Genomic DNA, 9634 nt, shown 5'->3' on the forward strand with positions numbered 1-9634 from the left:
CGCGCCCTGCGGGCTTTTTTTCGCCTAATGAAAGGGAAACCCATGTGCCAATGCCGCCAAGACATCGAACAGAAGCTCACGGAACATTACGCAGCCAAGCTACCCCACTCCCGCGAAGTGGATGCAAAGCTCACTGGCTATGCCATAACGCTCGGCACTGGCCTGGGCATCAAGCCCTATATGGCTGCCGAGATCCGCCACACCGTCACGATCAAAAAAACCGGCGCTGATAAGCGCAAGACCGAGAAAGTGAACATGTATTTCAGCCACTGCCCGTTCTGCGGCGAAAAGCTGGAAAAGAGCTGACGGAGATTCGGAAATGTGACCTAAAGGCGAGCATGCAGCTTGCATGTGCCCACCCCCGCAGGGCTTTAGCGGGGCCATCTGGCGTGACCACTGCGCAGGCGCAGCGTTCGGGAATGGGCCCGGCCGCTGTGAAATATGGAAGCACCGGGCGCACCGCGCCTGGTGGGCAACGTGGTCACACCAGATGGTTTTCGCCGGGCCTGGGATTTCCGCCATCCCTCCAAGTACCTTCCCCAGGCACGCCCGCCAGGGCACCGGCATTTTTCACCCAGGCCCGCCAGCTGCTGCTCGCGGGCTTCTTTTCTTCAGGAACCCCATATGCCCACCGTTCTCGACCTCATGCGGCGCCTGCATTGCTCACCGGACACCCCATCCGCGCGCCAGTTTCTCTGCGCTAACTTTCGCGCTCAAGGCTTTGTGATTGCCTCGGATGGCGGGGCGATGATTGCCATCCCCGAGGAGACCGCACCGACGTGCGACATTGCCCTGCCATCGAACAAGCACAGCTTTATCGAATCGCAGCGCACCCAGTTTGTGGCCACGCCTAACGACCGCTGGCATCCCTTCGATGTGCTTCTGTCCCATCCAAAGCTGCAGAGCCTGGAAAGCTGCAAGCTATGCAAGGGCAAAGGCTGGCTCGTCATTCGCAAATGCAAAAAATGCAAGGGCCAAGGGGAACTCAAACGCGGCAAGCGCTTTCACCCGTGCTCGAAATGCGAAGAGACAGGCACCGTCTACTGCCCAACCAGCTGCACGGATGATGCACATGCGTGCGACATCTGCCAGGGCGACGGCCAGAAGCCCAAAAAGGTCTACCACGGCAGGTACTGCAACATCCCGCTGCCAGGAATCGACTACTGCCATGGCATCGACGGGAAGTATGTGCGCCTGTTTGCCCAGCTGCCCAATGCACGCTGGAGCGCACCACAGCGCCTGAGCGAAACCGATTGCGGCGCCATCCTCGTGCGCTTCGATAGCGGCTGGGGCGCCATCATGCCGCTGCGGGGCTGACCCGCCACACCTCACCCACCACCCGCCCGGCAGCAGCCCGGCGGGTTTTTCTTTGCCCACCACCGGAGCCACCCATGCACGCCTCTCGCACCGTCATGCCCAGCATCCGCTGCACCGACCCGGCTTTCCAGTACCGCAATGCGGTCAGCACCAATCTGGCCGACACCTTTGCCCAGGCCCGCGACCGCATCGCAGCGCAGCAGGCTCAGACAAAGAAGCCCACCCGGTCCCGCCGCCAGCAGCCGCCGGCGCTTGCCAATCTGAGCCTGCCGCTGCTGTGAGGACCGCCATGCATACCTTCATCCTGAGCTGTGCTGGCGTCTCCATCCAGCACACCGCCCGCAGCGCTGCCGAAGCCTTCGCGCATGCATTCGCCCTCCTGGGCCACCTCGGCCACGGAATCACCTGCAGATGCATCCGCTAGACACCGTGCTGCAGCAGCTGCAGCAATGCGATCGACAGCGCAGCCATGTTCTGCGCGCTATGGAAAGCAAAGCTGCAAGCGCATACGCGCTGCCGCTTTCCGCCGACACCTATTTCTCCACCCAGCATGCAAAGGAGCAACGCCATGCACACCAATTCCTCTATCGTGGTTTACGGCCCGCAGGGCTGCGGCAAGGCCACCAACACCAACCGTCTGCTGCAGCACTTCGGCCTCGACAAGGTCTATGACGCCGACTGCGCACCGCTCACCAGCGCCCAGCAGCTGCCCCGCCACGGCACGCTGATCCTGGCCACCGAGGCCCCGCCCCGCTGCCCCGTGCGCTGCATGAGCTACGACCAGGCCATGCGCCAGATCAAGCAGGCCGGCGCAGCCACCCATGGCTGACATGCTGCGCAGCACCTGGGCCGGCGGCTCGGTGCTGATCCCCAAGGAACAGGTGGAGGCAGAGGCACGGCAGGCCTACGCCGAGGGCCGCAGCGCAAACGAGGCCTGCCCCTACCCGTACCGCACCGACGCCGCCCTGCACTGGCTGGCGACCTACAACCTCTGCCTGCCGCTGCGCAGCAAGACTGATCTGACACAGCAATGACGACCTCACATATACCCAAGGGCAGCATGTGCACCTCCTGCAGCCGCGGGTCCAGCGCCTGCGCAGACCTGCGCTTTCACAGCATGCAGCCCATCCAGCGCTATCAGGACGGCACCACAGCCGTCAAGTGCGTCAACCACCAGGCCGCCGACGCAACCACACCGCCCATGTGCCTGAGCTGCGGAGCACGCAACCACCCACTACCTGACGGCAGCCTGCCCTGCGGCCATTGACCCATCACCACCACCCGAAGGAGCTACCCATGCACATCGCGCACGCCGACAACATCCACATCCACCTGCCGCCCAGCTTTGCCCTGGGCACGACACTGGAGACAGCTCTCGAATCCAGCGCCCTCACACCGGAGTCCATGGCCACTTCCTCCGCCGGCAGCAGCTTGCTGGCCATCCACACAGTGGGACACGGCGAATACTGGACCGGCCAGGGCGGCCACTACATCTGCACATTGCCCGCGCTGCACGGCCTACCCGCCCGCCACCTGATCGCGGCCGCCGAAGAAAACGAATGCACCTGGGGCAAAGGCGGCGAGGACGTGCCCGGCGCAACCAGCCAGTACGACGGCAAGGCCAACACCGCCGCGCTCCTGGCGCACGGCGGCCACCCCGCAGCCGAATGGGCCGCAGCCTACGAGGCCAACGGCCACAAGGACTTCTACCTGCCCAGCCGCTTCGAGTGGCTCATGTGCTATCTGGCTGCGCCCCAGCTGTTCAAAAAGGAAGGCTGGTACTGGAGCAGCTCGCAATACTCGCGCCACTTCGCCTGGTGCCAGGACTTAGAGCTCGGCAGCAGCGACAGCATCGGCAAGGGCTACGAGCTCCGCGCTCGCCCCGTCCGCACGATTCAACTTTGACCCTTCACCCCTTCACTACTTCCGGCGCTCAGCGCCGGTCTTTTTTTCTCTACAGGAGCTTTCATGCGCACTATCAATCTCCCACCCGCCCCAAGCCGCGCGAGGTCTGGGCCGCAGACTTCCGCGATCGCATCGTGCACCACCTGCTCTACAACCGCATTGCACCTCGGTTCCATGCCGCCTTCACGGCAGATTCCTGCGCCTGCATTCCCGGCCGCGGCACGGTGTACGGCGCCAAGCGCTTGGAGCAGCAGGCCCGCAGCGTAACGCGCAACTGGAGCCGGCCCGCCCATTACCTCAAGTGCGATTGCGCCAACTTTTTTGTCTCCATCGACAAACTGGTCCTGCGCGAGCGCATTGCCCGCAAGGTGCACGAGCCCTGGTGGATGGAGCTGGCCGACACCATCCTGTTCCACGACCCGCGCGAGAACGTCGAGGTGCGCGGCAGCGAGAAGGATCTGCGCAAGGTGCCGCCGCACAAAAGCCTGTTCAACGCGCCGCCGGATACCGGCCTGCCCATCGGCAATCTGTCCAGCCAGTTCTTTGCCAACGTGCTGCTGGACGGGCTTGACCAGTACATCAAGCACCGCCTGCGTGCACCGCATTACGTGCGCTATGTGGACGACTTCGTGCTGCTGCACCCTTCGGCCAATTGGCTCACCAGTGCGCTGCGCAACATCGAGGAGTGGTTGCCGCAGAACCTGCAGCCGCACCTCAACCCGCGCAAGACCATCATCCAGCCCGCCGCGCGCGGCATCGACTTCGTGGGTCAGGTCATCAGCCCCTGGCGACGCACCACCCGCCGTCGCACGCTGCGCTCCGCCCTACAGCGGCTGGAGCACATGCCCGCCGCCGAAGTCTTTGCCGCCGGCAACAGCTACCTCGGCCTGACCCGCCAGGCAAGCGCAAGCCACCACGAACAAGCCCTGCTGTGCCGCGCGCTACTCAAGCGCGGCCATGCCATCGAAGGTCTGCACCTTTCCAAAGCATTCAGGAGCCACCATCCATGAAATTTCAGCCCATCCACCGCTCCCGCATCGTTGCAGCCCTGCAGGAATACGGACCCATGACCACCCAGGAGCTCGCAGATCAGCTGGACCTTCCCAAGAAAATCGTTGCTTCATGCATCGCCAACACCCGCTATCTGCACCCTGGAAAAATCCTGCGCGTCGTGCGCCGCCTGCCCGTTACGGGCCAGTGGGGCCGCGATGTGGCGGTCTATGCTGCCGAGCCCGGCCCGGATGCAGACTGCAAAGTGAACCCCGCGAAACGCCGCAAGCAGGTGCAGACCCGGTACCGGGAAAAGCACAAGGCCCTCATCAGTGCCCGCAGCCTCAAAAAGATTCCGTCGCCCATCAACCCGTTCATGGGCTTGGTAGCGCGCGAGAACAGATCCGCATTAGCCAGATATAGCCGCATCACAGGCTAAAGCAACCACCACCAAACCACAGCCCGCCACGCGCGGGCTTTTCATTTCCGTCCATGAGCACCATCACACGCCCTGCCCTGAGATACCACGGCGGGAAATTCCGGCTGGCCCCTTGGGTAATGCAGTTCTTTCCCAAGCACCACCGCTATGTCGAGCCCTTCGGCGGGGCCGCCGGCGTCCTCTTGCGCAAGGAACGCAGCTACGCCGAGGTCTACAACGACCTCGACAGCGACATCGCCAACTTCTTCCGCGTGCTGCGCGACGAAGGCTTGCGTTCCCGCCTGATCGAGGCCTGCCAGCTCACACCCTACGCACGCAATGAGTGGCAACTGGCCTACGAACCCACCGATGAACCCGTGGAGCGCGCCAGGCGCACCGCCGTGCGCGCGGCGATGGGCTTCGGCTCGGCCGGGGCGACAAAGGAGTCGGGCGGCTTCCGCATCGACACTGCACGGGCCTTCTCGACGGCGATGCACAACTGGGCCACCTACCCCGCCTGCCTTGGCGCAATCGGCGCGCGCTTCGAGGCCGTGCTGATCGAGAACCGGCCCGCCATTGACGTGATGCGCCAGCACGATGCGCCGGACACGCTGCATTTCGTGGACCCCCCATACCTTCCAGAGACCCGCCAGCTTGGAGGTAATCGGTACTACAGGCACGAACTCAACAAAGAGCAGCACGCCGAACTCTTGGAGGCTCTGCGCGGCCTGCAGGGCTTCGTGGTGCTCTCGGGCTATCCCAGTCCGCTCTACCTCGACAGTCTGGCCGACTGGACCATGCACACCACGCAGGCGCGCATCGCTGCCCATCGCGGCACCGGGATGCGAACCGAGGCGGTTTGGCTGAACCCCGCCTGCAGCCGCGCCCTGCACAGCGCGCCCGGCAGCCTTTTCACCGACCACTGAACCATGAACCACCAGGGAGAACAACATGCAAGACAAGAGCAGCCTTAATCCGCGCTACACCATCGGCGCAGCAAAACTCCCGACGATATCGTCCAATTTCACCCGCGTGACCACCCTTGAGTTGCAAGGCCTGGACGTCAAGGAAGTGATGGAGTTGGTGAGCGACTGGTGCATGAAAGAGCATTTTTCCGGCCAAGCTCAGCTTGACGCCCAGGGCTCGGAGGCAACGCCAGTAGATGAAGATCGCGCAAAACGATGCTGGATCGAAGAGCGCGAAGCATGGCAGGCCATCAAGGCCAAGCTGCACACCCTACTGGCCGGCGTATCTGCGCCTGCAGCGGGAGACACGGCAGCGCTTGAGCAGATTGCCGACATTTTCTCTATCGGCTCCGACGCTCGCAAAAATCGCAATGTGGTCGTGGAGAACGTCCGCAACGCATTCCGCCGCGCACGGTGCCTGGACCTCATTGAGGCGCGCTATTTCACCGTGCAGCGCCCGCCAGTTGATTGGGATGATGAGGACGAAGGCGGCGAAGAATGCCCGCTCAATTGGGGTCAAGAACCTGAGCAGTATGCGGCGCAGTTTGGCGAGGCGATCAAGCGCATCGCACCCCAGGCGCCTGCAGCGGATGCGCTGGATGACGAAGAGGTGCTGTCGATGTCCATGGCGATCCTCATGCAGCGCGACGCAGAAGCACGGGATGCCGCGCGGTATCGGGGAATGCGCAACAAGCTGTACGGAGAAAACATCTCCATTGGCGAGGCCACGCTGATTTTCAAGGTGACGGGCAATTGCCCGGACATCAGCGAATTTGACGCGGGCATAGACGCCGCCATCGCAGCCCAGGCAGCAGCCCAGGCAGCAGCCAAGGAAGGAGCGCAGCATGGCTAAACGACTCGCGGGCAAACGCTGGTTTGAGGCCATAGGCCGTCGCGCGCGATCCCAAGGCAAGGCCATGTGGCTTGGTCAAAACAGAGAGCAATGGCCGCTTTGGGCGAAGCATGCCTACATGGCTGGTTACATCGACCAATGGGACAGCGGCCTCAAGACAGCACAGCGCGCAGCAGCGCAGAAGGGACTGAGCAATGGCTAAAGAATACCCTTTGGACATTGACGCGATCTACGGCGAAGACGATATGTGGATCATGTCAAAAGGGCACCACCCATTTGAAGATTTTTCGGCAGAAGCCAGGCGCCGGGGATACGGCAGAGAATCTGACGAAGACGAATACTACGAGTTCGAGACACCGAAGCACGCCCTGATGCGAAGCGTCCCGAACAGCGAAGGCGGCACTCGTTTCTGGCCAGTAGACGCTCCGGGCCCAGGCGTGTTTCCAGTCACGATTGCTCTGTGCTATTGGATCAGACCCAACCGAGCAGCGCGCGCAGCAAAGATCGCCCAGCAGCTGCGCGGCCAGAGCCAGGACGGAGCGCAACAGTCATGAGTCATACCCCCCCCTCTCTTAGCCAACCCGAATCTGAGCCCAAAGAACTGCCACGTGCCAAGCAGCTTACTGAGCTGATAGGCCATACCGTGAAGTTGGTATTCGAGGACACCGACCTCAAGGGACAACCCTGGTGGGCAGACGCAGTCATCGTCACAGAGTCGGGCTGCTTCATCGCACTCAAAGCTGATGAGGATGATGTGTTGCCAATCAACCCCTACAAGCCTCAAAAGCTGGACGCTTTTGTCACAGCTCGGGCGATGGCACGACATGGTTTTCTCGGCCCGGATGCCGAGGCAGCTCAAAAGCGAGCCGAGGAGCTGGAGCGGATCCGCGAACTCAGGGAATCTGCACAGAAATCAAGAGCTACAGCCGTCGACAACATCCGCTGGGCCGAGCAAGCCGAAGCCAAGGCTGCAGAGCTTGAGGAGGAATTATCGAAGCGCACTCAAGACAAGGGAGCGCAGCCGTGACTAATTCGCGCGTCTTCGTCCCTCATGACGAGTGCTGGATGGCAAGCGGCGCCTGCTTTGAAGAAGGCCGTTGCTTAGGCAGCTGCCAACCCAAACTGCCCGCCGCAAAGGCCAACAGCGAACTGGCCACCGCCATCAGGCTGCTGAAAGAACTCCGCAACTACACACTCCTCTTTCGCAGCATGACGCACTACGTCGACGGATCGAGCATCGACCTCGCAGTCAAAGAAGCTGCAGATCTCATAGCAAGACATAAAAGCAAAATATTGGAGTAAATCGAAATGACCAGTACCGTCCAGCAAGACAAGCTAGATCAGATGCTCAGGAGCATGCAGGTGATGGCCAGTGCCTTGCAAACGCTCTGCACTCAGTCCGGAGCCCGCCTGACTCGGCAACAGTTCGCAGACCGCCTGGGCGTCCACCGCAATACCTTGGCAGCCCGGCTGGCTCACGACAGCACAATGCCCCGCCCCGGAAAGGATGGGAAATGGCTGCTGTCGGAGATCATCGAATGGGAGATGCGCCAGCATTAAGCCGGGCCGCAATATCAGATCCCTTCGGGTTGTAATAAGTCAGGGCCCGCGTCGTGTTCTCCCAGCCAAACACCTTGCACAGATCCAGCACATGCAGCACCTGCGCCATGCGGGTGGCTGCTGTGTGGCGCGAATCGTGGAAGGTAAATCCATCCAGCCCCGCCCGTGCGCGATATTTGCGAAACATGGCATCCAAGGTCTGGGGCTTGAGGCCAAACACCAGTGTCTCGTCCCAACCGCGGCATGCCTCAAGATTCCTGCGCGCCGCCCTCGTCAGCGGCACCTGCCGCGCTTTACCCGTCTTCGTGCGCCCTGCATGCAACGTGCAGTAATCCTCGCGCACATCCCCCCACTCAAGTCCCGTCAATTCCCCCGCCCGCATCCCGGTCTGCAGCGCAGCGATAAAGCAATGCGCCACGGCCTGCGATACCGATCTAATCGGCTTGCGTCGAGACCAGCCTAGCATCCGCAGCATCCGGCGGATTTCCGGCCCTGAGATGATGCGCTCCCGATGATCCGGCTCGGCCGGCTTGGTCACATCCCGCATCGGATTCGATTCCAGCCAGTTCCACTCCTTACGCGCGGTCTCCAGCATGTGGCCGATTAGCACCATGTCTCGCAGCACGCTGGAACGAGAGACGACCTTGAGGCGCGCATCCCGCCATGCAATCAAGTCCTGGCTGTCCAGCTGCGCGAGCAGTCGGCGGCCTGGCCAAGCCTCATGCTTCTGGATAGCATCCAGCCGCACCCATTCCTTGGCCCATCCGCGCTTCGTGGGCGAGACCTCGTCGCGGTAGCGCTTCACGGCATCGTTGACAGTTCGGGTTTCGCCCAGCATCCTCGCACCGGCCTTACCACCCACGGCTTGCGCCCTGAGTTCAGCAGTCCGCTGCGCAGCCCACTCAACGGCCTCTCGCTTCGTTGGGAATGTGCCTGCATCGCGCTTTCCACGCACCTCGATCTGGATGCGCCACGTGCCGGCTGCTGTCTTCTGGGGGGTTGCCATAAATTGGGGGGATCAGCTGGGGGAATTTGCTGGGCCGCCCTGTGCAAAATAGTGCGGCAGGCGCACTGTAGCACGGCATATGGGTGCTGCAAGCTATTGATTTAGATTGCTTTGTGCAATTGCTGCACATGCTTGCATAGATAGTTGGTGCCCCGAGCCGGGGTCGAACCGGCACGCCCCTTTTACGGAAGCGGCGGATTTTAAGTCCGCAGTGTCTACCAATTTCACCATCGGGGCCCATCCCTGGCAGTCAGGCAAAAAACCCGACCCGGGAGTATTGCACCGGCCATGCGGACAATGCAACAAAAAAGGGAAGCAGAGCTTCCCTTTTTTAACTGGAGCGGGAAAACGGTCTCGAACCGTCGACCTCAACCTTGGCAAGGTTGCGCTCTACCAACTGAGCTATTCCCGCAAAAAATCTGGAGGCGCGAACCAGAGTCGAACTGGTCTAACCGGATTTGCAATCCGGGGCATAACCGCTTTGCTATCGCGCCAAGATCACCAAAACCTGGAGCGGGAAAACGGTCTCGAACCGTCGACCTCAACCTTGGCAAGGTTGCGCTCTACCAACTGAGCTATTCCCGCGTTTTCAAGCGACTACTGCCACCTGAATTGAACCT

The 9634-nt window shown here is 61.8% G+C and carries 18 protein-coding genes and 4 tRNA genes; 17 read left to right on the forward strand and 5 right to left on the reverse strand.

Translation table 11 applies throughout. From position 1 onward, the window contains the following. The first annotated feature begins 42 nt into the window (after positions 1-42). From Cte04_RS18525 to Cte04_RS18595, 17 genes are all read left to right on the forward strand, one after another. Positions 43-306: a hypothetical protein gene (locus tag Cte04_RS18525; RefSeq protein ID WP_066482211.1), complete on the forward strand. Its 264-nt coding sequence runs from the start codon at positions 43-45 to the stop codon at positions 304-306. Between the two features lie 318 nt (positions 307-624). After that, positions 625-1317, forward strand: a complete 693-nt coding sequence (locus tag Cte04_RS18530; RefSeq protein WP_157082136.1) for a hypothetical protein — start codon at positions 625-627, stop codon at positions 1315-1317. A gap of 74 nt (positions 1318-1391) precedes the next feature. Beyond that, on the forward strand, positions 1392-1598 hold the full coding sequence (locus tag Cte04_RS18535; RefSeq protein ID WP_066482222.1) for a hypothetical protein: 207 nt from the start codon (positions 1392-1394) through the stop codon (positions 1596-1598). Between the two features lie 8 nt (positions 1599-1606). Beyond that, positions 1607-1741 carry a hypothetical protein gene (locus Cte04_RS22180; RefSeq protein WP_281178788.1) on the forward strand — a complete coding sequence of 45 codons (135 nt, stop codon included), beginning with the start codon at positions 1607-1609 and terminating at the stop codon, positions 1739-1741. A 144-nt stretch (positions 1742-1885) separates the two neighbouring features. Further along, a complete protein-coding gene (locus Cte04_RS18540) occupies positions 1886-2146 on the forward strand; it encodes a hypothetical protein (protein ID WP_157082138.1) in 261 nt (86 codons plus the stop codon). Further along, positions 2139-2351 carry a hypothetical protein gene (locus tag Cte04_RS18545; RefSeq protein ID WP_066482231.1) on the forward strand — a complete coding sequence of 71 codons (213 nt, stop codon included), beginning with the start codon at positions 2139-2141 and terminating at the stop codon, positions 2349-2351. The genes Cte04_RS18540 and Cte04_RS18545 overlap by 8 nt, the downstream gene beginning before the upstream one ends. Then, positions 2348-2584: a hypothetical protein gene (locus tag Cte04_RS18550; RefSeq protein WP_083526745.1), complete on the forward strand. Its 237-nt coding sequence runs from the start codon at positions 2348-2350 to the stop codon at positions 2582-2584. Before Cte04_RS18545 ends, Cte04_RS18550 begins: the two co-directional genes overlap by 4 nt. 29 nt (positions 2585-2613) lie before the next feature. Further along, positions 2614-3222: an Lcl C-terminal domain-containing protein gene (locus Cte04_RS22065; RefSeq protein ID WP_066482240.1), complete on the forward strand. Its 609-nt coding sequence runs from the start codon at positions 2614-2616 to the stop codon at positions 3220-3222. Beyond that, positions 3219-4232 (forward strand): RNA-directed DNA polymerase, encoded by a 1014-nt coding sequence (locus tag Cte04_RS18555; RefSeq protein WP_245633434.1) that lies wholly within the window; start codon positions 3219-3221, stop codon positions 4230-4232. Before Cte04_RS22065 ends, Cte04_RS18555 begins: the two co-directional genes overlap by 4 nt. Next, positions 4229-4651 (forward strand): helix-turn-helix domain-containing protein, encoded by a 423-nt coding sequence (locus Cte04_RS18560; protein WP_066482243.1) that lies wholly within the window; start codon positions 4229-4231, stop codon positions 4649-4651. The genes Cte04_RS18555 and Cte04_RS18560 overlap by 4 nt, the downstream gene beginning before the upstream one ends. 53 nt (positions 4652-4704) lie before the next feature. After that, complete coding sequence (locus tag Cte04_RS18565) at positions 4705-5556, forward strand: DNA adenine methylase (RefSeq protein WP_066482252.1); 852 nt, start codon at positions 4705-4707, stop codon at positions 5554-5556. 25 nt (positions 5557-5581) lie between these two features. Continuing rightward, the gene (locus Cte04_RS18570) at positions 5582-6448 is read left to right on the forward strand and encodes a hypothetical protein (RefSeq protein ID WP_157082143.1); all 867 of its coding nucleotides are present in this window, start codon (positions 5582-5584) and stop codon (positions 6446-6448) included. Continuing rightward, entirely contained in the window at positions 6441-6650 is a 210-nt protein-coding gene (locus tag Cte04_RS18575; RefSeq protein ID WP_157082145.1) for a hypothetical protein, read from the forward strand. Before Cte04_RS18570 ends, Cte04_RS18575 begins: the two co-directional genes overlap by 8 nt. After that, positions 6643-7002: a hypothetical protein gene (locus Cte04_RS18580; RefSeq protein ID WP_157082147.1), complete on the forward strand. Its 360-nt coding sequence runs from the start codon at positions 6643-6645 to the stop codon at positions 7000-7002. Before Cte04_RS18575 ends, Cte04_RS18580 begins: the two co-directional genes overlap by 8 nt. Continuing rightward, complete coding sequence (locus tag Cte04_RS18585; protein ID WP_157082149.1) at positions 6999-7475, forward strand: hypothetical protein; 477 nt, start codon at positions 6999-7001, stop codon at positions 7473-7475. The genes Cte04_RS18580 and Cte04_RS18585 overlap by 4 nt, the downstream gene beginning before the upstream one ends. Beyond that, positions 7472-7750 (forward strand): hypothetical protein, encoded by a 279-nt coding sequence (locus tag Cte04_RS18590; protein WP_245633435.1) that lies wholly within the window; start codon positions 7472-7474, stop codon positions 7748-7750. Before Cte04_RS18585 ends, Cte04_RS18590 begins: the two co-directional genes overlap by 4 nt. Positions 7751-7756: 6 nt before the next feature. Beyond that, a complete protein-coding gene (locus Cte04_RS18595; protein ID WP_066482285.1) occupies positions 7757-8008 on the forward strand; it encodes a helix-turn-helix transcriptional regulator in 252 nt (83 codons plus the stop codon). Here the strand turns inward: Cte04_RS18595 and Cte04_RS18600 are convergent. The 5 genes from Cte04_RS18600 to Cte04_RS18620 form a co-directional block, all read right to left on the reverse strand. Beyond that, positions 7980-9014: a tyrosine-type recombinase/integrase gene (locus Cte04_RS18600; RefSeq protein ID WP_066482288.1), complete on the reverse strand. Its 1035-nt coding sequence runs from the start codon at positions 9012-9014 to the stop codon at positions 7980-7982. The genes Cte04_RS18595 and Cte04_RS18600 overlap by 29 nt on opposite strands. 145 nt (positions 9015-9159) lie before the next feature. Next, positions 9160-9251: transfer RNA gene (locus Cte04_RS18605), tRNA-Leu, on the reverse strand. A gap of 99 nt (positions 9252-9350) precedes the next feature. Beyond that, positions 9351-9426: transfer RNA gene (locus tag Cte04_RS18610), tRNA-Gly, on the reverse strand. Positions 9427-9434: 8 nt separating this feature from the next. Beyond that, a tRNA-Cys gene (locus tag Cte04_RS18615) sits at positions 9435-9508 on the reverse strand. 15 nt (positions 9509-9523) lie between these two features. Further along, positions 9524-9599: transfer RNA gene (locus Cte04_RS18620), tRNA-Gly, on the reverse strand. Positions 9600-9634: the final 35 nt, after the last annotated feature.

It is taken from the genome of Comamonas terrae, from assembly GCF_001544075.1.
In the GTDB taxonomy this organism is placed as follows: domain Bacteria; phylum Pseudomonadota; class Gammaproteobacteria; order Burkholderiales; family Burkholderiaceae_C; genus Comamonas; species Comamonas terrae.

What these genes read in the sequence shown, in the direction of transcription:
- Cte04_RS18550 (WP_083526745.1), top strand. Translation starts at nt 2,348, where the DNA reads ATGACGACCTCACATATACCCAAGGGCAGCATGTGCACCTCCTGCAGC.
- Cte04_RS18565 (WP_066482252.1), top strand. Translation starts at nt 4,705, where the DNA reads ATGAGCACCATCACACGCCCTGCCCTGAGATACCACGGCGGGAAATTC.
- Cte04_RS22065 (WP_066482240.1), top strand. Translation starts at nt 2,614, where the DNA reads ATGCACATCGCGCACGCCGACAACATCCACATCCACCTGCCGCCCAGC.
- Cte04_RS18545 (WP_066482231.1), top strand. Translation starts at nt 2,139, where the DNA reads ATGGCTGACATGCTGCGCAGCACCTGGGCCGGCGGCTCGGTGCTGATC.
- Cte04_RS18560 (WP_066482243.1), top strand. Translation starts at nt 4,229, where the DNA reads ATGAAATTTCAGCCCATCCACCGCTCCCGCATCGTTGCAGCCCTGCAG.
- Cte04_RS18535 (WP_066482222.1), top strand. Translation starts at nt 1,392, where the DNA reads ATGCACGCCTCTCGCACCGTCATGCCCAGCATCCGCTGCACCGACCCG.
- Cte04_RS18570 (WP_157082143.1), top strand. Translation starts at nt 5,582, where the DNA reads ATGCAAGACAAGAGCAGCCTTAATCCGCGCTACACCATCGGCGCAGCA.
- Cte04_RS18580 (WP_157082147.1), top strand. Translation starts at nt 6,643, where the DNA reads ATGGCTAAAGAATACCCTTTGGACATTGACGCGATCTACGGCGAAGAC.
- Cte04_RS18525 (WP_066482211.1), top strand. Translation starts at nt 43, where the DNA reads ATGTGCCAATGCCGCCAAGACATCGAACAGAAGCTCACGGAACATTAC.
- Cte04_RS18585 (WP_157082149.1), top strand. Translation starts at nt 6,999, where the DNA reads ATGAGTCATACCCCCCCCTCTCTTAGCCAACCCGAATCTGAGCCCAAA.
- Cte04_RS18530 (WP_157082136.1), top strand. Translation starts at nt 625, where the DNA reads ATGCCCACCGTTCTCGACCTCATGCGGCGCCTGCATTGCTCACCGGAC.
- Cte04_RS18595 (WP_066482285.1), top strand. Translation starts at nt 7,757, where the DNA reads ATGACCAGTACCGTCCAGCAAGACAAGCTAGATCAGATGCTCAGGAGC.
- Cte04_RS18540 (WP_157082138.1), top strand. Translation starts at nt 1,886, where the DNA reads ATGCACACCAATTCCTCTATCGTGGTTTACGGCCCGCAGGGCTGCGGC.
- Cte04_RS22180 (WP_281178788.1), top strand. Translation starts at nt 1,607, where the DNA reads ATGCATACCTTCATCCTGAGCTGTGCTGGCGTCTCCATCCAGCACACC.
- Cte04_RS18575 (WP_157082145.1), top strand. Translation starts at nt 6,441, where the DNA reads ATGGCTAAACGACTCGCGGGCAAACGCTGGTTTGAGGCCATAGGCCGT.
- Cte04_RS18600 (WP_066482288.1), bottom strand. Translation starts at nt 9,014, where the DNA reads ATGGCAACCCCCCAGAAGACAGCAGCCGGCACGTGGCGCATCCAGATC.